This window comes from Variovorax sp. ZS18.2.2, assembly GCF_024701975.1.
Lineage (GTDB): Bacteria > Pseudomonadota > Gammaproteobacteria > Burkholderiales > Burkholderiaceae_C > Variovorax.
On sequence record NZ_JANLNM010000001.1, the window covers coordinates 212988 to 239470 of the forward strand.

At 64.9% G+C, this 26483-nt stretch carries 24 protein-coding genes and 1 other RNA gene; 16 read left to right on the forward strand and 9 right to left on the reverse strand.

The window, feature by feature from the left end:
- Positions 1-26: 26 nt before the first annotated feature.
- The 7 genes from rpsA to gyrA all read right to left on the reverse strand — a co-directional run bounded on the left by rpsA (position 27) and on the right by gyrA (position 10386).
- On the reverse strand, positions 27-1715 hold the full coding sequence (gene rpsA / locus NU688_RS01040) for a 30S ribosomal protein S1 (protein ID WP_093434505.1): 1689 nt from the start codon (positions 1713-1715) through the stop codon (positions 27-29).
- A 231-nt stretch (positions 1716-1946) separates the two neighbouring features.
- Entirely contained in the window at positions 1947-3959 is a 2013-nt protein-coding gene (locus tag NU688_RS01045) for a bifunctional 3-phosphoshikimate 1-carboxyvinyltransferase/cytidylate kinase (RefSeq protein WP_257858694.1), read from the reverse strand.
- Position 3960: 1 nt separating this feature from the next.
- On the reverse strand, positions 3961-4854 hold the full coding sequence (locus tag NU688_RS01050) for a prephenate dehydrogenase/arogenate dehydrogenase family protein (RefSeq protein WP_257858696.1): 894 nt from the start codon (positions 4852-4854) through the stop codon (positions 3961-3963).
- Between the two features lie 14 nt (positions 4855-4868).
- Positions 4869-5990 (reverse strand): prephenate dehydratase, encoded by a 1122-nt coding sequence (gene pheA, locus NU688_RS01055; protein WP_257858697.1) that lies wholly within the window; start codon positions 5988-5990, stop codon positions 4869-4871.
- A gap of 25 nt (positions 5991-6015) precedes the next feature.
- Complete coding sequence (serC, locus tag NU688_RS01060) at positions 6016-7083, reverse strand: 3-phosphoserine/phosphohydroxythreonine transaminase (RefSeq protein WP_257860473.1); 1068 nt, start codon at positions 7081-7083, stop codon at positions 6016-6018.
- A 70-nt stretch (positions 7084-7153) separates the two neighbouring features.
- Positions 7154-7744, reverse strand: coding sequence for a DUF2059 domain-containing protein (locus tag NU688_RS01065; protein WP_257858700.1), 591 nt, complete (start codon positions 7742-7744; stop codon positions 7154-7156).
- A complete protein-coding gene (gene gyrA / locus NU688_RS01070; protein ID WP_257858701.1) occupies positions 7741-10386 on the reverse strand; it encodes a DNA gyrase subunit A in 2646 nt (881 codons plus the stop codon). Before gyrA ends, NU688_RS01065 begins: the two co-directional genes overlap by 4 nt.
- A gap of 225 nt (positions 10387-10611) precedes the next feature.
- Between gyrA and ompA the strand changes: the two genes are divergently transcribed.
- From ompA to ssrA, 4 genes are all read left to right on the forward strand, one after another.
- A complete protein-coding gene (gene ompA / locus NU688_RS01075; RefSeq protein WP_308340272.1) occupies positions 10612-11265 on the forward strand; it encodes an outer membrane protein OmpA in 654 nt (217 codons plus the stop codon).
- 128 nt (positions 11266-11393) lie between these two features.
- The gene (ubiG, locus tag NU688_RS01080; RefSeq protein ID WP_257858702.1) at positions 11394-12122 is read left to right on the forward strand and encodes a bifunctional 2-polyprenyl-6-hydroxyphenol methylase/3-demethylubiquinol 3-O-methyltransferase UbiG; all 729 of its coding nucleotides are present in this window, start codon (positions 11394-11396) and stop codon (positions 12120-12122) included.
- Positions 12119-12787 (forward strand): HAD-IA family hydrolase, encoded by a 669-nt coding sequence (locus tag NU688_RS01085; RefSeq protein WP_257858704.1) that lies wholly within the window; start codon positions 12119-12121, stop codon positions 12785-12787. The genes ubiG and NU688_RS01085 overlap by 4 nt, the downstream gene beginning before the upstream one ends.
- 12 nt (positions 12788-12799) lie before the next feature.
- Positions 12800-13186: a transfer-messenger RNA gene (gene ssrA, locus NU688_RS01090) on the forward strand.
- Positions 13187-13248: 62 nt separating this feature from the next.
- Here the strand turns inward: ssrA and NU688_RS01095 are convergent.
- Positions 13249-13461, reverse strand: a complete 213-nt coding sequence (locus NU688_RS01095) for a hypothetical protein (RefSeq protein WP_257858705.1) — start codon at positions 13459-13461, stop codon at positions 13249-13251.
- Between the two features lie 9 nt (positions 13462-13470).
- A complete protein-coding gene (locus NU688_RS01100) occupies positions 13471-13749 on the reverse strand; it encodes a hypothetical protein (RefSeq protein ID WP_257858706.1) in 279 nt (92 codons plus the stop codon).
- A 50-nt stretch (positions 13750-13799) separates the two neighbouring features.
- Here NU688_RS01100 and NU688_RS01105 point away from each other — a divergent pair, with 50 nt between their 5' ends.
- From NU688_RS01105 to glnL, 12 genes are all read left to right on the forward strand, one after another.
- Positions 13800-14048 carry a hypothetical protein gene (locus NU688_RS01105; protein WP_257858707.1) on the forward strand — a complete coding sequence of 83 codons (249 nt, stop codon included), beginning with the start codon at positions 13800-13802 and terminating at the stop codon, positions 14046-14048.
- A gap of 174 nt (positions 14049-14222) precedes the next feature.
- Positions 14223-15818, forward strand: coding sequence for a class I SAM-dependent methyltransferase (locus NU688_RS01110; RefSeq protein WP_257858708.1), 1596 nt, complete (start codon positions 14223-14225; stop codon positions 15816-15818).
- Between the two features lie 51 nt (positions 15819-15869).
- Positions 15870-17606: a gamma-glutamyltransferase gene (gene ggt, locus NU688_RS01115; protein ID WP_257858709.1), complete on the forward strand. Its 1737-nt coding sequence runs from the start codon at positions 15870-15872 to the stop codon at positions 17604-17606.
- Between the two features lie 57 nt (positions 17607-17663).
- Entirely contained in the window at positions 17664-18413 is a 750-nt protein-coding gene (locus NU688_RS01120) for a pseudouridine synthase (protein WP_257858710.1), read from the forward strand.
- A gap of 92 nt (positions 18414-18505) precedes the next feature.
- Positions 18506-19513, forward strand: coding sequence for a YncE family protein (locus tag NU688_RS01125; RefSeq protein WP_257858711.1), 1008 nt, complete (start codon positions 18506-18508; stop codon positions 19511-19513).
- A complete protein-coding gene (locus tag NU688_RS01130; protein ID WP_257858712.1) occupies positions 19497-20303 on the forward strand; it encodes a polysaccharide deacetylase family protein in 807 nt (268 codons plus the stop codon). The genes NU688_RS01125 and NU688_RS01130 overlap by 17 nt, the downstream gene beginning before the upstream one ends.
- Positions 20304-20474: 171 nt before the next feature.
- Positions 20475-21449, forward strand: coding sequence for a sterol desaturase family protein (locus tag NU688_RS01135; RefSeq protein WP_257858713.1), 975 nt, complete (start codon positions 20475-20477; stop codon positions 21447-21449).
- Positions 21450-21490: 41 nt separating this feature from the next.
- Positions 21491-22378: an EI24 domain-containing protein gene (locus tag NU688_RS01140; protein ID WP_257858714.1), complete on the forward strand. Its 888-nt coding sequence runs from the start codon at positions 21491-21493 to the stop codon at positions 22376-22378.
- Positions 22375-23175, forward strand: a complete 801-nt coding sequence (locus NU688_RS01145) for a molybdopterin-binding protein (protein WP_257858715.1) — start codon at positions 22375-22377, stop codon at positions 23173-23175. Before NU688_RS01140 ends, NU688_RS01145 begins: the two co-directional genes overlap by 4 nt.
- A gap of 146 nt (positions 23176-23321) precedes the next feature.
- Entirely contained in the window at positions 23322-24737 is a 1416-nt protein-coding gene (glnA, locus tag NU688_RS01150; RefSeq protein WP_257858716.1) for a type I glutamate--ammonia ligase, read from the forward strand.
- A 132-nt stretch (positions 24738-24869) separates the two neighbouring features.
- Complete coding sequence (locus NU688_RS01155) at positions 24870-25379, forward strand: hypothetical protein (protein ID WP_257858717.1); 510 nt, start codon at positions 24870-24872, stop codon at positions 25377-25379.
- A 4-nt stretch (positions 25380-25383) separates the two neighbouring features.
- Entirely contained in the window at positions 25384-26463 is a 1080-nt protein-coding gene (gene glnL, locus NU688_RS01160) for a nitrogen regulation protein NR(II) (protein WP_257858719.1), read from the forward strand.
- Positions 26464-26483: the final 20 nt, after the last annotated feature.

A 26483-nucleotide genomic window follows, 5' to 3' on the forward strand; every position in this document is an offset into this window, starting at 1 on the left:
TGGCCTGCTCTGTCTTCGGACTCAGCTTACTTGCTGTCGTTGTTGTCGAGCTTGGCGCGCAGCAGGGCGCCCAGGCTCGTCGTGCCCGCGTTTTCGCGTGCCGACTGCTGGCTCAGGTTGGCCATGGCGCCTTGTTCGTCGACCATGTCCTTCTGCTTGATGGACAGCTGGATGTTGCGGGTCTTGCGATCCACGTTCACGACGATGGCGGTGACTTCGTCGCCTTCCTTGAGCACATTGCGGGCATCTTCGACGCGGTCGCGCGAGATTTCCGAAGCACGCAGGTAGCCGATGATGTCTTCGCCGAGGTCGATTTCAGCGCCGCGGGCGTCCACGGTCTTGACCTTGCCGGTCACGATCTGGCCCTTGTCGTTCACCGTGGTGAACGTGGTGAACGGGTCGCTGTCGAGTTGCTTGATGCCCAGCGAGATGCGTTCGCGGTCGACGTCGACAGCCAGCACGAGCGCTTCGACTTCCTGGCCCTTCTTGTAGTTGCGAACGGCGGTTTCGCCGGCTTCGTTCCACGAGAGGTCCGAGAGGTGAACCAGGCCGTCGATGCCGGCAGCCAGACCCACGAACACGCCGAAGTCGGTGATCGACTTGATCGGGCCCTTGACGCGGTCGCCACGCTTGGTGTTTTGCGCGAACTCTTGCCACGGGTTGGCCTTGCACTGCTTCATGCCCAGGCTGATGCGGCGCTTGTCTTCGTCGATTTCCAGGACCATGACTTCGACTTCGTCGCCCAGCGAGACGATCTTGTTCGGAGCGATGTTCTTGTTGGTCCAGTCCATTTCGGAGACGTGCACCAGGCCTTCGATGCCGGGTTCGAGTTCGACGAACGCGCCGTAGTCGGCAATGTTCGTGACCTTGCCGAACAGGCGGGTCGATTGCGGGTAGCGGCGCGAAACGCCCATCCACGGGTCATCACCCATTTGCTTCAGACCCAGCGAGACACGGTTCTTTTCGGTGTCGAACTTGAGGATCTTGGCGGTGATTTCCTGGCCGGCCTGAACGACTTCGCTCGGGTGGCGAACACGGCGCCATGCCATGTCGGTGATGTGCAGCAGGCCGTCGATGCCGCCGAGGTCCACGAACGCACCGTATTCGGTGATGTTCTTGACCACGCCGCGGACAACAGCGCCTTCCTTCAGGGTTTCCATCAGCTTGGCGCGTTCTTCGCCCATGCTGGCTTCGACCACGGCACGACGCGACAGCACGACGTTGTTGCGCTTGCGGTCGAGCTTGATGACCTTGAATTCGAGGGTCTTGTTTTCGTACGGGGTCAGGTCCTTGATCGGACGCGTGTCGATCAGCGAGCCCGGCAGGAACGCGCGGATGCCGTTGACCAGAACGGTGAGACCGCCCTTGACCTTGCCGCTGGTGGTGCCGGTGACGAAGTCGCCCGATTCCAGGGCCTTCTCGAGGGCGAGCCACGAAGCGAGGCGCTTGGCGGTGTCGCGCGAGAGGATGGTGTCGCCGTAGCCGTTTTCAACGCTGCCGATGGCAACGGAAACGAAATCGCCGGCCTGGACTTCGAGTTCGCCCTTGTCGTTCTTGAACTCCTCGATCGGCACATACGCTTCGGACTTCAGACCGGCGTTGACGACGACGTGGTTGTGTTCGACGCGCACGACTTCGGCCGTGATGACCTCGCCGGTGCGCATTTCGGAACGCTTCAGGGACTCTTCGAATAGGTCGGCAAAAGATTCAGACATTTATGGTTCCTTCCGTCAGGCAGGGTTGGCAGGCGCTCTTGCGAAATTGCGTGCGACTGCTGTGGATCTGGAGACGGCGGTTTTGTGGGCTGGTGCCCGGGTTGGTTGAACAACCAGAAGGCCGGTGCGCTTGTCGCGCGAAAGGAGCCTGCTGGAGCGGTATGCGCCACCCGGAACACCCGGTTGACGCGAGCCTTTCAAGCGGACTTGAAAGGCTGTACTTCAAACCGCTCAAGCGGGCTTGAACGGTTGAATTTCCTGCCACCAGTTCAACACCGTATCGATCGATTGCTCGATGGACAGCTGGGAGTTGTCGAGGTGGCGGGCATCCTGCGCCGGCTTCAGAGGAGCGACGCTGCGGGATGAATCCCGGGCGTCACGTGCTTCCAAGTCGGAGCGAAGACTGTCGAGTGTAGTCGAAATACCCTTTGAAATCAACTGCTTATGGCGCCGTTCCGCCCTCTGGGCGGCGCTGGCCGTGAGGAAGACCTTGAGCGTGGCGTCCGGGAAGATCACGGTGCCCATGTCGCGGCCGTCGGCGACCAAGCCGGGGAGCTGGCGAAAGCGCTGTTGCAGCGCCAGAAGGGCTTCGCGCACGGCTGGCAGGGTCGAGACGCGGGAGGCGTCCATGCCGGCCGCCTCGCTGCGGATCTCATCGCTCACGTCCTCGCCGTCCAGCAGCACCTTGCCCTCGGTGAACTGCAGGGGCAGGGCGGCCGCCAGGGTGGCGATCTGCGCCTCGTGCGGCGCATCCGCGCTGAGGCCGGCGCGGCGCATGGCCAGGCCGGTCACGCGGTAGAGCGAGCCCGAATCCAGGTAGTGGTAGCCCAGCAGGCGCGCCACCTCGGCCGCGAGCGTGCCCTTGCCCGAGGCGGTCGGGCCGTCGATGCAGATCACCGGCACCTCGGCGGCTTCGGCGACCGAGAACAGGGTTTCGAAGTAATCGGGGAAGGTCTTGGCGACGCAGTGCGGCTCGAGGATGCGGACCGGCACGCCCGCCGGGTTGAACGCCGCGAGCGAGAAGCACATCGCCACGCGGTGGTCGTCGTACGTGCGGATGCTCGCCGCCTGCCAGCCGGCCTGCGCGAGCGGGTGCACGCGGATGAAATCCGGGCCGGCCTCGACCGTGGCGCCGAGCTTCCTCAGCTCGTTGGCCATGGCGTCGATGCGGTCGGTTTCCTTGACGCGCCAGCTGGCGATGTTGCGCAGTGTGCTCGGGCCATCGGCGTAGAGCGCCATGACGGCAAGGGTCATCGCCGCGTCGGGGATGTGGTTCGCGTCGAGGTCGATGGCCTTGAGCGGCCAGGCGCCGCGGCGCACTTCGAGCCAGTTCGGGCCGCTGTCGACCTCGGCGCCCATCTGGCGGGCCGCATCGATGAAGCGGATGTCGCCCTGGATCGAATCGGCGCCCACACCCTCGATCCGCACGCCATTTTTCCCGGAAACGCCTGTGGCGATGGCGCCCAATGCTATGAAATAGCTAGCGGACGAGGCGTCGGCCTCGACGTGGATGTCGCCCGGCGAGCTGTAGCTGCTGCCGGCGGGAATGGTGAAGCGTTCCCAGCCGTCGCGCCGCACCGTGATGCCGAAACGCGCCAGCAGGTTCAGCGTGATCTCGATGTAGGGCTTGGAGATCAGCTCGCCGACCACCTCGATCACGATGTCGTTGCGGGCTGCGAGGGGCAGCGCCAGCAGCAGGGCCGTAAGGAACTGGCTAGAGACGTCGCCGCGCACGCGGATCGGCGCATGGAGTGCCAAGTCGCCGTGATCGACCGGGTGGATGCGCAATGGCGGATAGCCCGGGTTGCCGAGGTAGTCGATGTTGCAGCCGAGCTGGGTGAGCGCATCGACCAAGTCGCCGATGGGCCGCTCGTGCATGCGCGGCACGCCGCTCAGCTCGAACTCGCCGCCGAGCAGCGAGAGCGCGGCCGTCAGCGGGCGCATGGCGGTGCCGGCGTTGCCGAGGAACAGCGGCAGCAGCGCCCCGCCGGACTTCAGTTGGCCGCCGAGGCCGGTGATCTGCAGCGTGCTCCCGGCGGGCTGGACGCCGCAGCCGAGTGCACGCAGGGCATCGAGCATCACGCGCGTGTCGTCGGAGTCGAGCAGGTCGTGGATCGTGGTGGTGCCGCTCGCGAGCGCGGCCAGCAGCAGCACGCGGTTCGAAATGCTCTTGGAGCCCGGCAGCCGGACGGTGCCGGCGGCGCCCACGAGGGGCGGGAGGTCGAGGAATGCGGTCGAGAACATGTCAGCTGTCCTGCTGGGCCGAGGCGTCGGTGCTCGCGTTGGGCTTCCAGGCGGCGCGCGCCTTGCTGGCGGCGGCGATGGATTGCTCCAGCCCTTGCAGGTCGCCGGCAGTCATCAATGCCTCGAGGTCTTCGAGCGCCTTGCGGAAGGCCTGGGACTGTTGCAGCACCTGCTCGCGATTGGCGAGCAGCACATCGCGCCACATGACCGGGTCGCTGGCGGCGATGCGCGAGAAGTCGCGAAAGCCCGGTCCCGCGAGACTGAGGAAACGGTCGCCCTGCGGCTGCGCGGTGAGGGCGTTGGTGTACGCGAACGCCAGCAGGTGGGGCAGGTGACTCACGGCAGCGAACGAGGCGTCGTGCTCCTCGTGCGTCATGGTGACCACGTTGGCGCCGATGCCGCTCCACACTTGCGAGGCGCGCTGCACGTTCGAGCGCAACGTGGTCTTGACCGGCGTCAGCACGACCTGGCGGCCGGTGAAGAGCGAGGCCTCGGCATGCTCGATGCCCGAGACTTCCTTGCCGGCGATCGGATGCGCCGGAACGAAGTTCGCGAACTGCTTTTGCAGGCCGTTGCGTGCGGCCTCGATCACGTCGCCCTTGGTCGAGCCGACGTCCATCACCAGCGTCTCGTTCGAGATGCCGTGGCGGATCGCCTTGAACATGGCTTCTGAGGCGGCGACCGGCACGGCCAGTAACACGAGGTCGGCGCCCGACACCGCCAGCAGCGCGGAGGGCGCCGCTACGTCGATCACGCCGAGCTGGCGTGCCCGCTCGGTGGTGGAGGGCGACTTGCTGTAGCCGACCACGCGTTTCACCAGCTTCGCGCGCTTGAGCGCGAGCGCAAAGGAGCCGCCCATGAGGCCGCAGCCGATCAATCCCAGTTGCTCGAACATCGTGTCTGTCCGGCTCAGGCTTTGACGGGGTAGGCGCCAAGCACCTTGTAGAACGCGCAGAGGCCGCGCAGCTCGGCCAGTGCCGCGGCCACGTTGGGCTGCGAGGGGTGGCCGTCGAGGTCGATGTAGAAGTAATACTCCCATTGGCCGGTGCGCGCGGGGCGCGATTCGAAGCGCGTCATGGACACGTTGTTGGTCTTCAGTGGCACCAGCAGGTCGTGCACCGCGCCTGGCTGGTTCGGCACCGAGACGATCAGGCTCGTGCAGTCCTTGCCCGATGCCGGCGGCATGGCCAGCGTCTGCGGCAGGCAGATCACGGAGAAGCGGGTGCGGTTGTACGAATCGTCCTGGATGGCGTGCGCCACGATGTGCAGGCCGAAGCGGGTGGCGGCGCGTTCGCCGGCGAGCCCGGCCCAGGCCGGATTGGAGGCCGCGAGACGCGCGCCTTCGGCATTGCTCGAGACGGCACGTCGCTCGGCGTTGGGCAGGTGCTTGGAGAGCCAGGTCTGGCATTGCGCGAGTGCCTGCGGGTGAGCCAGCACGGCCTCGATGCCTTCGAGCGAGTTCTCGCTGCGCAGCAGGTGGTGGCGCACCAGCAGGCTGACTTCGCCGACGACGTGGGTGGGCGAATGCAGGAACAGGTCGAGCGAGCGGGTGACCACGCCTTCGGTCGAGTTCTCGACGCCGACCACGCCGTACTGAGCGCTGCCTGCGGCGGTGGCGTGGAACACTTCGTCGAAGCTGGCGCAGTAGATCAGGTCGGCGGCGCCGCCGAAGTATTCGATGGCGGCCTGCTCGCAGAAGGTGCCTTCAGGCCCCAGCACGGCCACGCGCTGCGGCGATTCGAGGGCCAGGCAGGCCGACATGATCTCGCGCCAGATGGCTGCTACATGGAGGTCCTTGAGCGGGCCGCCATTGCTTTTCTGCATCTTGTCGATGACGGCGGCAACGCGGTCAGGGCGAAAGAACGGCGTGCCTTCGCGTTTCTTGACCTCGCCGACCAGTTCGGCCACGTGGGCACGCTCGTTGAGCAGGCTCAGCAGGCGTTGGTCGAGCGAGTCGATCTGCACGCGCAGATCGGCAAGGCTTTCGGAGTTGTAGTTGGAGGAGGGCGGTGTGGGTGCGGAGGCGGTCATCGGTGCGAGCAGCTAGGGCATGCGCCTAGGCATGCGATCGCTCGAATTCTCGCATGTAGCCCACGAGGGCCTGCACCCCTGCCAGCGGCATGGCGTTGTAGATGCTCGCGCGCATGCCGCCGACCGACTTGTGGCCCTTGAGCTGCAGCAGCCCGGCTTCGCGTGCGCCGGCCAGGAACGCCTCGTTGCGGCTTTCGTCGGCCAGGAAAAACGGCACATTCATGCGCGAGCGGCAGCTCGCATCGATGCGGTTGGCGTAGAAGTCGGAGCCGTCGATGAAGCCGTACAGCAGCTTGGCCTTCTCGATGTTGCGCTGCTCCATCGCGGCCACGCCGGTGAGCGTGCCCTCGGTCTGCTGCAACAGCCACTGGAACGTCAGCCCCGCCATGTAGATGCCCCAGGTCGGAGGGGTGTTGTACATGGAGTTGTTGTCGGCAACGATCTTGTAGTTGAAGGCGCTCGGGCAGATCTCGAGCGCATGGCCGAGGAGGTCGTCGCGCACGACGACGATCGTGAGGCCGGCCGGGCCCAGGTTCTTCTGTGCGCCGCCGAAGGCGAGGCCCACGCGGCGCCAGTCGACGCTGCGCGAAGCCACGTGCGACGAGAAATCGATGACGAGCGGCGCGTCGCTGCCGAGCGAGGCGAGGTCGGGCAACTGCTGGAATTCGATACCGTTGATCGTCTCGTTGGTGCACAGGTGCACGTACGAGGCGTCCTTGGTGGGTTGCCAGGTCGAGGGATCGGGCAGCTTCGTGTGCTGGTCGTCGGCGTTGCTTGCAGCCACGCGCGCCGTGCAATAGCGCTGCGCTTCCTTGTGCGACTTGATGCTCCAGCTGCCGGTGATGACGAAGTCGGCGGTTTTGCCGCGCGACAGGTTCATCGGCACGATGGCGTTTTCGCCAAGGCCGCCACCCTGCATGAACAGGACGTGGAAATGGGAGGGCACGGCCAGCAGCGTGCGGATGTCGGCTTCGGCCTGCGTGCAGATCGCGCCGAATTCCTTGCCGCGATGGCTCATTTCCATCACGCTCATGCCGCTGCCGTTCCAGTCGAGCATTTCGGCGGCGGCGCGCTGAAGCACCGCCTCCGGCATGGCAGCCGGACCGGCCGAGAAGTTGTAGGGGCGCTTGCCGGCCGGCGTCTGCTGCTGGGTCACGTTGTCTTTACTTCTTGGCAGGTGCCTTGGCTGGTGCCTTGGCGGGTGCGGAACCTTGGGCCGGGGCGTCGGTCGGAGCGCCGAGGGCCTTGGCGACGTTGGTGTCGAGTGCGCGCATCTTGGGCTCGATGGCGGCGCGGGTGTCGGCCACCAGCTTTTCCGTCAACGCGGTCTGCATCTTCGGATTCAGATCCTGGTACTTCTTGCTGAGCGGGGAGTTGATCCAGGCCAGCAGTTGCTTGAGTTCGTCTTCGCTGAAGTTCTGCTCGAGCAGCGGGGTCAGGGCGCCCGGTGCCAGTTGCACGGCCTTGTCGCGCACGATGGGGTAGGCATCGTCGAAGTACTTCTTGAGCTCGGCGTCGGCAGCCTTGGCGGCCGATTCGCGCTTGGCTTCGGGCACTTGGGTCTGCAGGTACTGCGAGCCGGCTTGCGCGATCGGGGCGCTCGACTGCTCGACCAGGCCGCGCGCCAGCGATTCGATGCCGGGGCGTTGAATGTCGATGAACTGCTTGATCAGCGTGGCCTTGTCCTGGGCCATGGCGGCCATCGAGCTGCTGGCCAAAGCTACCGTCAGAAGTGCGAGTTTGATTTTTTTCACTGAGGATTCTCCGTTGAAGATGTGGAAGTATCGTCTGCGTCCGGCTCGCTTTCGCCGTTCGCGTCGTTCTCGACGATACGTTGTAGCCCGCTGAGTTTGGCGCCTTCGTCAAGCCCGATCAGCGTGACGCCTTGCGTCGCGCGACCCAGTTCACGAATTTCGGCAACCCGGGTGCGCACAAGCACGCCCTTGTCGGTGATGAGCATGATCTCATCGTCCGCATGCACGAGGGTGGCGGCAACGACCTTGCCGTTGCGCTCACTCTGTTGAATCGCGATCATGCCTTTGGTTCCACGGCCATGGCGCGTGTATTCCGTAATGCTTGTTCGCTTTCCGTAACCATTTTCCGTGGCGGTGAGCACGCTCTGCTGCTCGTCCTCGGCCACCAGCATGGCGATCACGCCCTGTCCCGGGTCGAGTGACATGCCGCGCACGCCGCGCGCATTGCGGCCCAGCGGGCGGACGTCGTCTTCGGCAAAGCGCACGGCCTTGCCGCCATCGCTGAAGAGCATCACGTCATGCTTGCCGTCGGTGAGGGCGGCGCCGATCAGGTAGTCGCCGTCGTCGAGGTTCACGGCAATGATGCCGCCCTTGCGCGGGTTGTTGAACTCGTCGAGCGCGGTCTTCTTGACGGTGCCCATCGAGGTCGACATGAACACGTACTGGTCGGCCGGGAAGTTGCGCTTCTCGCCGGTGAGCGCGAGCGCGACGTTGATCTTCTCGCCTTCCTGCAGCGGGAACATGTTGACGATCGGCCGGCCGCGCGAGCCGCGCGAACCCGCCGGCACTTCCCACACCTTGAGCCAGTAGAGCCGGCCGCGGTTGGAGAAGCACAGGATGTAGTCGTGCGTGTTGGCGATGAAGAGCTGGTCGATCCAGTCGTCTTCCTTCGTGGCGGTGGCCTGCTTGCCGCGGCCGCCGCGCTTCTGCGCGCGGTATTCGCCCAGCGGCTGGCTCTTGATGTAGCCGCTGTGCGAGAGCGTCACCACCATGTCGGTTGGGGTGATCAGGTCTTCGGTCGAGAGGTCGAACGCGCTGTGCTCGACCAGGCTGCGGCGTGCGCCGAGCTTGCTCTGGCCGAACTCCTGCCTGATGGTGCCCAGCTCGTCGCCGATGATGACCGACACGCGCTCGGGCTTGGAGAGGATGTCGAGCAGGTCGTCGATCTCGGCCATCACGTCCTTGTACTCGGCGACGATCTTGTCCTGCTCGAGGCCGGTCAGGCGTTGCAGGCGCATCTGCAGAATTTCTTGCGCCTGCGTATCCGAGAGGCGGTAGAGGCCGTCCGAGCCCATGCCGAATTCGCGTTCGAGGCCTTCGGGACGGTAGTCGTCGGCGTTGATCACGCCGCCATCGGCGCGCGAACGCGTGAGCATCTCGCGCACCAGCTTGCTGTCCCAGCTGCGGGTCATCAGCTCGGCCTTGGCGACCGGCGGCGTCGGCGATTCGCGGATGATGCGGATGAACTCGTCGATGTTGGCCAGCGCCACCGCCAGGCCTTCGAGCACGTGACCGCGCTCGCGGGCCTTGCGCAGCGTGAAGACGGTGCGTCGCGTGACCACTTCGCGGCGGTGCTGCAGGAAGACCTCGATCAGGTCCTTCAGGTTGCACAGCTTGGGCTGGCCGTCGACCAGCGCCACCATGTTGATGCCAAAGGTGTCCTGCAGCTGCGTCTGCTTGTAGAGGTTGTTGAGCACCACCTCGGGCACTTCGCCGCGCTTGAGCTCGATCACCAGGCGCATGCCCGATTTGTCGGACTCGTCCTGGATGTGGCTGATGCCTTCGATCTTCTTCTCGTGCACCAGCTCGGCCATGCGCTCCTGCAGCGTCTTCTTGTTGACCTGGTAGGGGAGCTCGTCAACGATGATCGCTTGGCGCTGGCCGCGGTCGATGTCCTCGAAGTGGCACTTGGCACGCATCACGACCTTGCCGCGGCCGGTGCGGTAGCCGTCCTTCACGCCGTTGATGCCGTAGATGATGCCGGCGGTGGGGAAGTCGGGCGCCGGCACGATTTCCATCAGCTCGTCGATGGTCGCTTGCGGGTTGCGCAGCAGGTGGAGGCAGGCGTCCACCACTTCGTTCAGGTTGTGCGGCGGGATATTGGTGGCCATGCCGACCGCAATACCGCCGGAGCCATTGACCAGCAAATTCGGCAACTGGCTCGGCAAAACCTTCGGTTCTTTTTCGGAGCCGTCGTAATTGTCCTGAAAGTCGACAGTTTCCTTGTCGATATCGGCCAGCATTTCATGCGCAATTTTGGCCAACCGGATTTCCGTATAACGCATTGCGGCTGCGTTGTCTCCATCCACGGAGCCGAAGTTGCCCTGGCCGTCGACCAGCATGTGGCGCATGGAGAAGTCCTGCGCCAATCGCACGATGGTGTCGTAGACCGATTGATCGCCGTGCGGGTGGTATTTACCGATCACGTCGCCCACGATACGGGCCGACTTCTTGTACGGCCGGTTCCAGTCGTTGTTGAGCTCGTGCATGGCGAAGAGCACGCGCCGGTGCACGGGCTTGAGGCCGTCGCGTGCATCGGGGAGCGCCCGGCCCACGATCACGCTCATGGCGTAATCGAGATAGCTGCTGCGCATTTCCTCTTCGAGACTGATGGGCAGGGTTTCTTTGGCGAAGGATGTCATTGAGCGAGAGGCTGGCGGCAGGAAGGCGAAATTTTACGCTGTGAGGGGTGTCGCTCCGCCGCAACACAAGCCGGCTATTCCGCCTCCGTCCTACGCTTCGGGGGCGTCCGGCGGCCTGTTTGCCAAAGACCCTATGGCACAATCGTCTCAACGTTTTGGGTGGTGGTCACTTAAAGCGTCCTTGATTCGCAGCGCGGCTGCGGCTTTTTCCCCAAGAGGAGAACCATGAAGAAACTGAATAAAGTGGCGATGATGTTTGCAGTCGCTGCGCTCGCCACTGCCGCCGGCGCGCAGACCCGTGTCACCGCTGCGGACGGCGGTCCTACGATCGACAACTGGCAAAACGGCACCGGCGAACTGGTCTGGAAGAACGGTACGAACGAACTGTGCTGGCGCGATGCCAACTGGACGCCGGCTACCGCCGCCGCCGGTTGCGACGGCGCTCTGGTTCCCGCAGTCGCTGCAGTGCCAGCAGCTCCTGGTGCAGCTCCTGTTGTTCCGGGCGCACCGCCGGCTGTTGCCGCTTCGAAGGTGACCTTCGCTGCCGACGCATTCTTCGACTTCGACAAGTCGGTTCTGAAGCCTGAAGGTCGCGCCAAGTTGACCGATCTGGTCGAGAAGATCCGTGGCGTCAACCTCGAAGTGATCATCGCTGTGGGCCACACCGACTCGATCGGTACGGACGCCTACAACCAGCGTCTGTCGGTGCGTCGCGCCGAAGCCGTCAAGGCCTTCCTGGTCTCGAAGGGCATCGAACGCAACCGCGTCTACACCGAAGGTAAGGGCGAGAAGCAGCCAGTGGCTGACAACCGCACCAAGGAAGGCCGCGCCAAGAACCGTCGCGTGGAAATCGAAGTGGTCGGCACCCGCGCCAACTAATCGATCGATTCCATCGATGATGAAAACCCCGCCTCGGCGGGGTTTTTTTATGTCCGTCGAATTCGTTGGCCAGGATTCGACAAGATAGTCCGGCGCATGTCGGACATTGCTCGCTTCATAATTGCCATATGACAGAAAATGTGAATGCCGATCCGGCTGAACTTGCCAAGTTTTCAGAACTTGCACATCGGTGGTGGGATTCGGAAAGCGAATTCCGCCCGCTGCATGAAATCAATCCATTGCGTCTGGAATGGATTGACGGTATTGCGCCAATTTCGCAGCGCCGCGTGCTTGATATCGGTTGCGGCGGAGGAATCCTGGCCGATTCGATGGCCCGAAAGGGCGCTGACGTGCTGGGCATCGACCTGGCAGGCAAGGCACTCAAGGTCGCCCAGCTTCATGCGCTCGAAGCCGGCACGCGTGGCGTCAAATACCGCGAGATCAGCGCCGAAGCACTCGCCGCCGAACAGCCGGGCAGCTTCGATGTCGTCGCCTGCATGGAGATGCTGGAGCACGTGCCAAAGCCAGCCTCGGTGATCCAGGCCTGTGCGACGCTGGTCAAGCCCGGTGGGTGGGTGTTCTTCTCGACCATCAACCGCAACCTGAAGTCCTTCGCGCTGGCGATCGTGGGTGCGGAATACATCCTCGGGATGCTGCCGCGCGGCACCCACGAGTACGCGAAGCTGATTCGTCCCAGCGAGCTTGCGGCCTACTGTCGTGCAGCGAGCCTCGATCTGCGGCACACGCGCGGTATGGAGCACAACCCGCTGACTCGCCGCTACTGGCTCAGTGGCGACACCAGCGTCAACTACATGTTCGCAACGCAGAGGCCTCCGCTGCCGGGTTCGCAAGGATGAAGGGCTCACTCACACAAGCTGTGCTGTTCGATCTTGACGGCACGCTGATCGACAGCGCGCCCGACCTGGGCGCTGCAGCCGACAAGATGCGGACCGATCGCGGCCTGGAGTCCTATCCCCTCGATCGCTATCGCCCGCATGCGGGTTCGGGGGCGCGGGGCATGCTCGGCGTGGCATTCGGCATCACGCCCGATGCCCCAGAATTCCCCGAGCTGCGCGAAGAGTTCTTCGTCGCCTACGAACGCCGCATGCTGCTCAACACGCAAGCGTTCGACGGCGTCCAGGCGTTGATCGATGCCATTCAGGCGCGCGGCCTCCTCTGGGGCGTGGTCACCAACAAGTCGATGCGATTCACCGACCCGTTGACCAGTGCCATGCCGCTCTTCGCCAGCGCGGGCGCCATCGTGAGCGGCGACACCACGCCGCATGCCAAGCCGCACCCCGAACCGCTGCACGAAGCAGCCCGTCGATTGGGCGTTCCCTCCGAGGCATGTATCTACGTGGGCGACGATGAACGCGACATCATCGCGGGCCGCGCCGCCGGCATGCGAACCGTGGCCGCCACCTACGGCTACATGGGTTCGCAGGCCGATGCTGCGCTCTGGGAGGCCGATGCTTCAATCTCTTCGCCCATGGAGCTCTTGCATTTGCTCAATAGCGCCTAAAATAGAGCGCTTGGGGCTGCACTGGTTTCGACGTGGGTTCGGAGTCGCAGCGGGGCATGTCGAGCTGAATGCGCTCGTAAAACAGATTCAAACAAACTAACTGCAAACGACGAACGTTTCGCACTCGCTGCTTAATTGCCAGTGAGCTTTGCAACAGCAGGCCGATGGGCTGGGCAAGGGGGTGACAGAGCAATCTGAATCCTCCCGGCTGCAAAGATAATTACATGGGCTGGCTCCGATCCGGGTACCTTGGGTCGGGGCGAGAAAATAGGGTGCTGGCGTCCGGTTTAGCGTGTGACTGCGCGACTCCGGAAGCGAGACTCAAATCAGATCACTAAACATGTAGAACTGCGCGATGAAGGCTTGCGGACGGGGGTTCAAATCCCCCCAGCTCCACCACTCAACAGAACGGCAGTCGTTGTCACCAACGGCTGCCGTTTTTCATTTCAGCCCGCAGGGCTTCAGTAGCACTGGAACAGAACGCCGGATTCCGCAGGCGCTCTGCCGATCCACTTCGGCGTCAGGTCCTTCGCACTGCAATAGTCTGCTGCTAGCGTGTAGCTGGGCGCACGCAGCACGCCTTCGCGAAACGGCACGATCTCGTTCGGGGCCGTACAACCGGTGATGACGGTGGTGATCAAGGCAAGCGGAAGCAAAGTGGTGCGCCAATTCATCGAGGCATTCTAAGACGCCAGGTCCGAGCCCGCGCCGGGCTTGCGCCCGGGATAGAGGTACCTGAAGTACGCACCGGACTTGCCGAACATTTGTTGTGCGAGCCTCACCGGGTCTTCGCCCTTGTGCTTCTCGTAGAGCACGGGTCCCCAGATGATGAAGCCGTCGATGCTGAGGCTCCTGGGCGCAGGCTCGATGGCCTTCCAGGCGTGCGCGAACTTCGAGATCCAGGCCAGGGCCTCGGTCAATGCGGTATTGGGGGCGGGGTCGATATCTTCGGTCGTAGACATTGCGGCATCCTTGATGAAAAGACTGTACAAATTTACAGTAAAATATCGTCATGGAAAACATCCCGGCCACCCTTTGGATCGCCGCCTGCGCGCATCGATTGCGGCAGCGCTGGCACTCGGTCGATGCCCTTGAGCTGGAAGACATCGCGCGCACGCTTCGGCGAGATGCGCGGCTGAGGGCCATGTCGCCCGATGAGGCCGCCGACGATTGGCTTCGTCCTCTCACGGAAGCCTCGGCGCACGCGCCGGCCGCTCCACCCAACCGGTTGCCTTCAGTGCAGCTCCCGATTTCTCCTTGACGGGTCAGCCGTCCCCCGCCAGCCACCTGTGCGGGGTCCTTGATGCCATGCCAGCAGAAAGGCTTGAGCCCAGCGTCACCCGCTGGGTTTTTTTTGCCCGAACGCGGGGCTATAGTCGACCAGCGCTGTCACAGCGCAACCCCCAGAACCTTCGCAGATCCTCAAAGGACGTTCGTGCCGGATTCACTGACTTCCACGCTGACCAGCTACTACGACACGGTGCCCTACGACTCGCACCCGTTCCCACAGTCCGCGATGGAGCACCTGGAGGCGCTGGCCTTCCTGTTCGGACTCGACGCTCCCGCACCCGCCACAGCCCGCGTGCTCGAGCTCGGTTGCGCGGCCGGCGGCAACCTGATTCCCTTCGCGGCGCGCCACCCCGAAGCGCACGCCCTGGGCGTCGACCTGTCGACCGTGCAGGTGTCGCAAGGCGTCGCGGCCATCGCCCATGCAGGCCTGTCGAATGTGGAGCTGAAGGCGTTCAACATCGCCGACATCGACGCCTCGTTCGGCCAGTTCGACTACATCGTCTGCCACGGCGTCTACAGCTGGGTGCCGGGTCCGGTGCAGGACGCGATCCTGCGCATCTGCTCGGAGAACCTCGCGCCGAACGGCGTGGCCTACGTGAGCTACAACGTGTACCCGGGCTGGAAGGCGCGCGAGATCGTACGCGACGCGATGATCCTGCGCGGCGGCCCGCGCGACACGCCCGACGAAAAACTGGCCTACGCCCGCGGCATGCTCGAGTTCCTCGAGCAGTCGGCGCGCCCCGACAGCGTGCTCAAGAAAACGCTCGAGGAGACCATGCCGATCGTGCGTGGCGCCAACAGCTCCTACCTGCTGCACGAGTTCCTCGAGCCCTGCAACGAGCCGTGCTACTTCAAGGAGTTCGCCGCGCGTGCCGACGCCCGCGGCCTGGCTTACTTCTGCGACGCGGAGCCCTCGACGATGTTCGTGCAGAACTACGGCGAGAAGGTGCGCGATCCGCTGCTGCGCGAATGCGGCGGCAGCCAGATCATGATGGAGCAGTACCTTGATTTCCTGGTCAACCGCACCTTCCGCCAGACCCTGCTGGTCAAGCAGGAGCGTGCCAGGGACATCCGCTATCGCCTCGATCCCGCGCGCATCCGTGCCCTGGAATTTGCCGGCATGTTCACCACCGCAGATGGCGGCGCGCTGACGCTCGATGCGCGCGAGCAGCCCAGCCATGCGATCCGCAACCTCAAGGTCACGCTGCGCCTGCCCGTGCACAAGGCCGTGGCGCAGGTGCTCGAGACGCGCTATCCGGCGTCCGTGTCGGCCGAAGCCCTGATCGATGCCGCGGCAAAGCTCACCGGCGAGCCACGCGATGCGGTCGAACGGGTCGTGCTGGCCATGCTCGAGGAACTGGTGATCCTTGGCGCCTTGCGGTTCCGGCGCACGCCGGTGCCAACGGCGACTGACGTCTCCAGCCTGCCGCAAGCCCTGGCGACGGTTCGCGGTGCGCGCGGCCTCGCGCTCACCGCGGGTGCCAACGCCCAGGCCTGCAACCAGTGGCACGAGTCCGTGGGGCTCACGCTGCTCGAGCGCAGCCTGCTGCCACTGCTCGACGGCGCGCATTCGCACGAAGCGCTGGCCGAACACCTGGCCGCCGAAGTGCGTGCCGACCGCCTGCGCTTCATCAAGGACGAACAACCGCTGCCCGACCCCGAGGCGCTGAAGGATTTCGCGCAACAACAGGTGGCACTGGCGTTGAAAGACCTGCGGCGCAAGGCGCTGCTCACGGCCTGACCCGATCGATCAGATCCATCTTCTTCATCCAACTCAAAGAGGAGACTTCCCATGCAGCAATTCCACTGGACCCCGACACTGCGCGCAGCCGTCGCAGCCGCGCTTGCGCTGAGCGCGGCGAGCGCGTCGCAGGCGGCCTCGCAGGCGCCGGTCGCGGCCGAGCACGGCATGGTCGTGAGCGCGCAGCACCTAGCCAGCAAGGTCGGCGTCGATGTGCTCAAGCGCGGCGGCAACGCGGTCGATGCGGCGGTCGCCGTGGGCTATGCGCTGGCGGTGGTGTACCCGGCAGCGGGCAACCTCGGCGGCGGCGGCTTCATGACCGTACAACTGGCCGATGGCCGCAAGACCTTCCTCGACTTCCGCGAGAAGGCGCCGCTGGCCGCCACGGCCAACATGTACCTGGACAAGGACGGCAACGTCATCAAGGGCCTGAGCACCAACGGCCACCTCGCCGTCGGCGTGCCGGGCTCGGTGTCGGGCATGGAATACGCGCGAGAGAAGTACGGCACGATGAAGCGCGCCGACCTCATCGCCCCCTCGATCCAGCTGGCCGACAAGGGCTTCGCCCTGGAGCAGGGCGACATCGACATGCTCTGGACCTCCACCGCCGACTTCCAGAAAGACCCGGTCTCCGGCGCGATCTTCCTGAACAAGGGCCAGCCCTTCCAGGTCGGCCAGAAGCTGGTGCAGAAAGACCTCGCCAAGACGCTGAAGGAGATCAGTTCCAAGGGCCCAGACGGCTTCTACAAGGGCTGGGTCGGCAAGGCGATCGTGGCCTCGAGCCAGGCCGGCAAGGGCATCATCACGCAGGCCGACCTCGACCAGTACAAGACACGCGAACTCGCGCCGGTCGAGTGCGACTACCGCGGCTACCGCGTGGTGTCGGCACCGCCCCCGAGCTCGGGCGGCGTGATCATCTGCGAGATGCTCAACATCCTGGAGGGCTATCCGCTCAAGGACCTGGGCTTCCGCTCGGCGCAATCGGTGCACTACCAGATCGAGGCCATGCGCCACGCCTACGTGGACCGCAACAGCTACCTGGGCGACCCGGACTTCGTGAAGAACCCGCTCGACCGCCTGCTCGACAAGGGCTACGCCGAGAAGATCCGCGGCGTCATCGACCCGAAGAAGGCTGGCGTCTCCAAGGACATCAAGCCCGGCGTCGCGCCGCATGAAGGCAGCAATACCACGCACTACTCGATCACCGACCAGTGGGGCAATGCGGTCTCGGTCACCTACACGCTGAACGACTGGTTCGGCGCCAAGGTCACGGCCGACAAGACCGGCGTGCTGCTGAACAACGAGATGGACGACTTCACCTCCAAGATCGGCGTGCCCAACATGTACGGCCTGGTGCAGGGCGAGGCCAACGCCATCGCCCCGGGCAAGCGCCCGCTGAGCTCGATGAGCCCGACCATCGTGTCCAAGGACGGCAAGCCGGTGTTCGTGGTCGGCACGCCCGGCGGCAGCCGCATCATCACGGCGGTGCTGCACACCATCCTGAACGTGGTCGACTACGGCATGAACGTGCAGGAAGCCGTCGATGCGCCGCGCTTCCACCAGCAATGGCTGCCCGACGTCACCAACGTCGAGACCTTCGCCATCAGCCCCGACACCCGAAAGATCCTGACCGACATGGGCCACAACCTCGGTGTGCCACAGCCGGCCAACCACCTCGCGGCGATCATCGTCGGCGCTCCATCGCTCGGCGGCAAGCCGGTCGGCGCCAACCGCTTCTACGGCGCGAACGACCCCCGCCGCAACACCGGTTTGGCCGCCGGTTACTGATCCTGCAAACTCAGGGGCGGTCGTGCCATGCTGGCGCGGCCGCCTTTTTCATTTCCCATGCACCTGCAAGACATCCTCTACACCCAGGGCTTCGGCACGCGTCGCGTGTGCGCGGGGCTGGTCCAGCAAGGCCACGTGACCATCGACGGCAAGGCCGTGACGGACCCTTTCGCCGACCTCGACCCCGAAGGCCTTCTCTACACCGTGCAGGGCACGCCGTGGGCCTACCACGAGAAGGCCTACCTGATGCTGCACAAGCCGGCCGGCACCGAGTGCTCGCAGAAGCCCTCGACCTATCCGAGTATCTACACGCTGCTGCCGTCGCCGCTGCGCCTTCGGCCCAACAAGGGCGCGGTGCAGGGCGTGCAGGCCATCGGCCGGCTCGACCAGGACACCACCGGCCTCCTGCTGATGACCGACGACGGCCAGTTCATCCACAAGATGGGCTCGCCCAAGCACCATGTGCCGAAGGTCTACGAGGTCACTGCCAAGCACCCGGTGGACGAGGCGCAGATCGCCAAGCTACTGGCCGGCGTGGTGCTCGACGACGACCCGAAGCCGGTGCGCGCGGCGGCCTGCGAATCCGACAGCCCGCTGCACCTGCGGCTCACGCTCACCGAGGGCAAGTACCACCAGGTCAAGCGCATGCTGGCCGCGGTCGGCAATCGGGTCGAAGGGCTGCATCGTTCGCGCATCGGTGAGCTGTCGCTGCCTGAAGGTCTGGCGCCGGGGCAGTGGCGCTGGCTGACGGCCGAGGAGGTGGCGGCGCTGCGTGCGCCGGCCAAGCCGGCCAAACCACCCAAGTAGAGACAAGAGGGGAGGAGAAAGCGCGCCGGGCCGGTCAGCCAGCCTTCAGGGCCGGCCGTTAAGATCCTCAGCTCTTTCCCGGAACCTTCCCCTTGCGACTTCCTGCCCGCCCGAACGGCCGCGTTGCGGCCTTCCTGTTTTCTTGCCTGACAGCCCTGGTGGCCCACGCCGCCACCGCCGCGCCGGCAGAACCTCCTCCCATCTTCGTGCTCAATTCGCTGGACGCCAACGTCAGCGTGATCAACCCGGTCGACTGGACCGAAAAGCTGCGCATTCCCACGGGCAAGGAGCCGCACCACATCTACATGACGCCCGACGAAAAATCGGTCATCGTGGCCAATTCGGCGGGCGATTCGCTCACTTTCCTCAACCCGAAGACGGCGGAAGTGCAGCGGGTGGTCTACGGCATCATCGATCCGTACCAGCTGCAGTTCTCGCGCGACATGAAGTGGTTCGTCACCGCGGGCAACCGGTTGAACCACGTCGACGTATATCGCTGGGACGGCAAGGACCTGAAGCTCGCCAAGCGCATCGCTTCCGGCAAGACGCCCAGCCACATCTGGATCGACAACACCAGCACCATCGCCTACGTGACCATGCAGGACAGCGACGAGATGATCGCCGTCGACCTGCCCACGCAGACCATCCGCTGGCGCGTGGCCACCGGCGCCATGCCGGCCGACATCTACGGCATCCACAACGACAAGACCCTGCTCGTGGGCCTGACCGGCAGCGACGGCGTGCAGGTGTTCGACGTGGCCGGCACCGAGCCCAAGCTGGTCGGCAAGATTCCCACCGGCAAGGGCGCGCATGCGTTCCGCTCGGCCGGCGACGGCAAGAGCGTGTTCGTGAGCAACCGCGTGGCCAACACCGTCAGCCGCATCGACATCGCGACGCTGAAGGTCAGCGCGACCTACGCGGTGCCCGGCGGCCCCGACTGCATGGACGTGTCGGCCGACGGCAAGACGCTCTACGTCACCTCGCGCTGGGCTAAGAAGCTCACCGTGGTCGACCTGGCCACGCAGAAGGTGGTGCGGCAAGTCAACGTCGGCCGTTCGCCCCACGGCGTCTGGACTCTCGACCATGCCAAGCGCATCTAGCCGCGCTCGCCGGGCCGTCGCGCTGGCGATGGCCGTCGCCGTCGTCCCCGCCGCCTGGGCGCAGGGCGGCTCGTGCGAAAAGCCGGTCTACCTGACCTTCGACACCGGCCACATGGGCATCGCCCCGCTGGTGGCCGAGGTGCTTAAGCGGCAGGACGTGCGCGTCACCTTCTTCGCCGCCGCCGAGCGCACCACGACCGATGGCGACAGCCTCGACAACCACTGGGCGCCGTGGTGGAAGGCGAGGGCGGCCGAGGGCAACGAGTTCGCCTCGCACACCTACGACCACACCTACTGGCGTGCCGACCTCAAGGGCACAACGCCGACCTTCCGCGTGAAGCCCTCGGCGGGCGCGTTCGCTGGCCGCGAGTTCACCTGGACCGCCGCCGAGTACTGCGCCAACATCAGCAAGGCCTCCGATCGCCTCGCACTCATCACCGGCAAGAAGCCGCTGCCGCTGTACCGCGCGCCGGGCGGCAAGACCTCGCCCAAGCTGCTGGCCGCGGCCAAGGCCTGCGGCTTCGAGCACGTGGGCTGGGCGCCCGCCGGCTTTCTCGGCGACGAGCTGCCGAGCGAGAAATTCAGCAACGAGAAGCTGCTGACGCAGGCGCTGGACACCATCCGCCCCGGCGACATCCTGCTCGCGCATCTGGGCATCTGGTCGCGCAAGGACCCGTGGGCTCCGGCCAATCTCGAGCCGCTGATCGTCGGCCTGAAGGCCAAGGGCTTCTGCTTCCAGACCCTGCGCCAGCACCCCGACTACCGCGCCTGGATCGCATCCCATCCTTGAGAAGGTGTGAACGAATCCGTCATGCCCGCTCATCCCGCCCAGGCACACCCGCTCGGCGTTGCAAATGCTCGCCATAGCCGAGCTATGGCTGCGCTTTGCGCCTTGAGCAGGCGCGCCTGAGCGGGCTGCTCGGCCACGCCGAATTCATTCACACCTTCTGAGGCTGCCGCTGTGATCGACTGGTTGACGGACCTTTTCTCCGCCCTGCAGGGCTGGTTCTTCGAGGCGGCGGTGCAGCCGCTGGTGTATGCCGTCGGGCTGGGCGGCTGGACCGAGGACGCCTTCGACGCCACCGGCTGGCTGCTGGTCGGATTCATCCAGATCGTCGTGCTGCTCGCGGTGATCGGGCCGTTGCAGCGCTGGCGTTCGGTGGAGCCCGTGGTCGACCGCCACGCGATCCGCATCGACGTGCTCTACACGCTGATCCACAAGCTGGGGCTCTTCCGCCTGGCGCTCTTCTTCACGCTGCAGCCTTTCTTCGACGATGCGCTGGGGAGCCTCCGCACGGCGGGGTGGGGCACCTTCCACCTCGACGAGGTCTGGCCCGGCGTGACCGACGTGCCGGTGGTGGCTTTTGCCATCTACCTTGTGGTGCTCGACTTCGTCGGCTACTGGATCCACCGCGGCCAGCACCAGTTCAACTGGTGGTGGGGCCTGCATTCGCTGCACCACTCGCAGCGCCAGATGACGATGTGGAGCGACGACCGCAACCACCTGCTCGACGACGTGATCCACGATGCGCTCATCGTCATCGTGGCGCAGCTGATCGGCGTGGCGCCGGGGCAGTTCATCGCCTTCGTCGCCTTCACGCAGCTGAGCGAAAGCCTGCAGCACGCGAACCTGAGGCTCAGCTTCGGCGCCATCGGCGAGCGGCTCTGGGTCAGCCCGCGCTTCCACCGGCTGCACCACAGCATCGGCCTCGGCCATGAATCGCGTGGCAAGAGCACGCTGGGCGGCCACAACTTCGGTGTGCTGCTGCCCTGGTGGGACATGCTGTTCCGCACCGCGAACTTCGAGGATCGCTACGACCCGACCGGCATCCGCGACCAGGTCGAGCCGGACGAGGGCGGCCGCACGCGCGACTACGGCCGGGGCTTCTGGGCGCAGCAGTGGCTGGGCCTCAAGCGCATGGTCGGCCGCGGCTGAATCGCCCCGGGCTTGATCCCAGGCGTTATCCTCGCTGCCTCATGCGCCTGCTCCTCGACTCCTTCTGGCGCGCGGTCGCCTACTGCATGCTGCCGCGCGTGATCGTTCTGTCGCTGCTGCCGCTGGGCCTGATGGTGGTGCTGGCCGCCGGCCTCGGCTACTTCTATTGGGAGCCGGCCGTGACCTGGACGCGCGGCGCGCTCGACGCCTGGCCGCTGCTCTCCGGCTTCTGGGCCTGGATCGGGCGGCTTTTCTCCAGCGATATCACTTCCGCGCTGGCCTCGATGGTGGTGGTGTTCGCCGCCACGCCACTGATCGTGGTGGTGTCGCTGCTGATCGTGGCGGGGCTGATGTCGCCAGCCCTCACCAAGCTCGTGGGCGAACGCCGCTTTCCCTCGCTGGAGCAGAAGAAGGGCGCCTCCTTCCTCGGCAGCGTGGCCCGTTCGCTGGGCGTGACCCTCCTCGCGCTGCTGGCGCTGGTGGTCTCGATGCCGCTCTGGCTCATTCCGCCGCTGGTGCTGATTCTTCCGCCGCTCATCTGGGGCTGGCTCACCTATCGGGTCATGAGCTTCGATGCGCTGGCCGAGCATGCGAGCCCCGAGGAGCGCGCCACGCTGCTGCGCACGCACCGGCTTCCGCTCCTGTGCATCGGCGTGCTCTGCGGCTACCTGGGCGCTGCGCCGAGCATCGTCTGGGCTTCTGGCCTGCTGTTTGCCGCCGCTTTCTTCGTGCTGGTGCCGATCGCCATCTGGATCTACACACTGGTCTTCGCCTTCTCGGCACTCTGGTTCGCGCACTATTGCCTCGATGCCCTGGCCCAGCTGCGCACGCAGCGCGCCGCGGCGCTGGCCTCGGCCGAAGGCGGCACGCCCGCCCTCGAGGCGGCCGAAGCCAACCAGGCCGCACTTTCTCAATGGGGTTCACCATGACACGCGCATTCGGTCTCATCGTCGTCGGCGACGAGATCCTCTCCGGCAAGCGCGCCGACAAGCACATGCCCAAGGTCATCGAACTGCTCGCCGCGCGCGGCCTGCAGCTGGGCTGGGCGGAGTACGTGGGCGACGAGCCGACGCGCATCACCGCCGCGCTCATGCGTGCCTTCGCCTCGGGCGACATCGTGTTCTCGACCGGCGGCATCGGCGCCACGCCCGACGACCACACCCGCCAGTGCGCCGCCAAGGCCCTGCGCGTGCCGCTCGCGCTGCACCCCGAAGCCGAAGTGCTGATCCGCGAACGCATGCAGGACACGGCGAAGGAGCAGGGCGTGGTCTACGAGCCCGACCGGCCCGACAACATCCACCGCCTGAACATGGGCGTGTTTCCGCAGGGCGCGACGATCATCCGGAACCCCTACAACAAGATTCCGGGTTTCAGCGTCGAGCATGTGCATTTCGTGCCGGGCTTCCCGGTCATGGCTTGGCCGATGATCGAATCGGTGCTCGACAGCCGCTATGCCGAGCTTTTCACCCGCAACGCCATTGCCGAGAAGTCGGTGATCGTTTTCGGTGCGATGGAAGCCACCCTCACGCCCTTGATGCAGGCCATCGAGGAGGCCCACGCGGGCATCAAAGTGTTCAGCCTGCCGAGCGTCGATCACCCCCAATATGGCCGCCATATCGAGTTGGGCGTCAAAGGCGACCCCGGCCGGCTCGATGCGGCCTATACCCAGCTGATCGAAGGGTTGCACACTTTCGATGCCAAGCTTGGCCCAGAATTGGTGCGATAAAAGTCGAAGCACCAATTTGGTGATGTTGCGCACGTATTTAAGCGGTGCATCCGTCCACAAAGTCGCATTTCGTGAGGCGACAATGGCACAGAAACTGCATCCTTCGTTCCCGTATTCCTAACCACTATCCAACTCAGGAGAAACTGATGGCAAAGACCGTCGCCGATGTACTCAAGCTCGTCAAGGAAAACGAGGTCAAGTTCGTCGACTTCCGCTTCACCGACACCCGTGGCAAAGAGCAGCACGTGACCGTGCCCGTGTCGCATTTCGATGAAGACAAATTCATTTCGGGCCACGCATTCGACGGCTCGTCCATCGCCGGCTGGAAGGGGATCGAAGCTTCGGACATGCAGCTCATGCCCGACCCCAACACCGCCAACATCGACCCCTTCTTCGAAGAAACGACGCTGATCCTGACCTGCGACGTGATCGACCCGGCAGACGGCAAGGCCTACGAGCGCGATCCGCGTTCGCTCGCCAAGCGCGCAGAGGCCTACATGAAGGCTTCGGGTCTGGGCGACACCGCCTTCTTCGGTCCGGAACCCGAATTCTTCGTGTTCGACGGCGTTCGCTGGAAGAACGACATGTCTGGCTGCTTCGTGAAGATCGATTCCGAAGAAGCCTCGTGGAACACCGACAAGGAATACGAACACGGCAACACCGGCCACCGTCCGGCGGTCAAGGGTGGCTATTTCCCGGTTCCCCCGGTCGACAGCTTCCAGGACATGCGCTCGGAAATGTGCCTGGTGCTCGAAGCCCTTGGCATCCCGGTCGAAGTGCATCACCATGAAGTGGCCAACGCCGGCCAGATGGAACTGGGCACCAAGTTCAGCACGCTGGTCCAGCGCGCCGACTGGGTCCAGCTGCAGAAGTACGTGATCCACAACGTGGCTCACGCCTACGGCAAGACCGCCACCTTCATGCCCAAGCCCATCGTCGGCGACAACGGCTCCGGCATGCACGTGCACCAGTCGGTCTGGAAGGACGGCAAGAACCTGTTCGCCGGCGACGGCTACGCAGGCCTCTCGGACTTCGCGCTGCACTACATCGGCGGCATCATCAAGCACGCCCGTGCCCTGAACGCCATCACGAACCCCGGCACCAACAGCTACAAGCGCCTGGTGCCCGGTTTCGAAGCCCCGGTGAAGCTGGCCTACTCGGCCAAGAACCGCTCGGCCTCGATCCGCATCCCGTTCGTGGCCAACCCGAAGGGCCGCCGCGTCGAAGCGCGCTTCCCCGATCCGCTGATGAACCCGTACCTCGGTTTCGCCGCGCTGCTGATGGCCGGTCTCGACGGCGTGGAAAACAAGATCCATCCGGGCGAAGCTGCCAGCAAGGACCTGTACCACCTGCCGCCGGAAGAAGACGCGCTGATCCCGACCGTGTGCCACAGCCTCGACCAGGCCCTGGAATACCTGGACAAGGACCGTGCGTTCCTGACCAAGGGCGGCGTGTTCACCGATGCGTACATCGACGCGTACATCGAGCTGAAGATGCAGGAAGTCACGCGCTTCCGCATGGCGACCCATCCGGTCGAGTTCGACATGTACTACTCGCTGTAAAGCGACCCCTCACGGGGAAGTAAGACAAAAGGACGGCCTCGGCCGTCCTTTTTCCTTGGCATGGAACATCTTGTCACCGGTGGCGCGGAATTGCATGAAAATGCGCCTTTGTCGCGCCACCCACCGATTCACATGAAGACTGCTTCTCTCATTTTCCTGGCCGGTTCATTGTTGGCTGCCTTGCCGGCGTCCTCGCAGGAGCGCGTGTGGCGCTGCGGCAATGAATACACCAACAACGCCACCATCGCCCAGCAGAAGGGCTGCAAGGTCATGGAGGGCGGCAACGTTACCGTCGTCCAGGGTGGCGGCGGCACGACGAAGTCGTCGAGCGGCTCCTCGGGCTCTTCCGCCGCGCGCGCACCGGCCGGCAGCCCGCGCGTCGAAGGCGTCGACCAGCGCGCCCGGGACGGCGAAGCCCGCTCGGTGCTCGAGTCCGAGCTCAAGAAGGCCGAGACCCGCCAGGCCGAGCTGCAGAAGGAATTCAACAACGGCGAGCCCGAGAAGCAGGGTAGCGAAGGCCGCAACTACCAGAAGTACCTCGATCGCGTGGCCGAAATGAAGGCCGAACTCGCGCGCAACGAGAGCGACATCGCAGGCATCCGCCGGGAAATCGGCCGGTTGCCGGCCAACAAACCCCAGTAATCACATGGCATTCGGGAAGAAGGCGGTTGGCGCCAACACGCGCTTTCAGACCTTCGACCTGCTGTCCACGCTGATCGCCGTGGTCAACAGCGACGGCTCCGTGCTGTTCGCCAATGCAGGCCTCGAAGACGCGCTGGGCACCTCGCGGCGCACGCTCGAAGGCTCGCAGTTCGGCGCCTGTTTTCACGAGCCGCAGGTGCTGCGCACCGCCATCGACGGCGCCAGCAGCAACGACTTCGCCACGCTGCGCTACGAAGCCTTCTTGCGGCGCGTCAACCACGAGCTGATGCCGGTGCAGGTCACGCTCGCGCACGGCGACAAGAAGGGCGAGCTCATCATCGAGATGTCGCTGCTCGAACAGCAGGTGCGGCAGGACCGCGAAGAGCGGCTCATCGACCAGGCGCAGGCGAACAAGGAACTCATCCGCAATCTCGCGCACGAGATCAAGAACCCGCTCGGCGGCATCCGCGGCGCGGCGCAACTGCTGCAGATGGAGGTCGAGTCACGCGACCTCATCGAATACACGCAGGTCATCATCCACGAGGCCGACCGGCTGCAGACACTGGTCGACCGCCTGCTGGCACCGCACCGCCGGCCACACGTGGTGGGCGACGTCAACATCCACGAAGTCTGCGAGCGCGTGCGCTCGGTGATCCTTGCGGAGTTTCCGCGCGACCTGCACATCGAGCGCGACTTCGACGTGTCGATCCCCGAGTTCCGCGGCGATCGCGAGCAACTCATCCAGGCCACCCTCAACATCGTGCACAACGCCGCGCAGGCCCTCGCGGAGCGCCGCGCGGCCGGCGATGCACAGATCACTTTCAGGACCCGCATCGCCCGCCAGGTGATATTCAACAAGCAGTGGTATCGATTGGCATTGGAATTGCATGTCATCGACAATGGACCGGGTGTGCCGGACACGATCAAGGACCGCATCTTCTACCCGCTCGTATCGGGCAGGGAAGGCGGAACAGGCCTGGGGCTGACCCTTGCGCAAACTTTTGTGCAACAGCATCACGGCGTGATCGAGTGCGACAGCGTCCCGGGCCGGACCGATTTCAAGATACTGATACCGCTGCCCTAGCGCAGCACGGCAACAAGGAG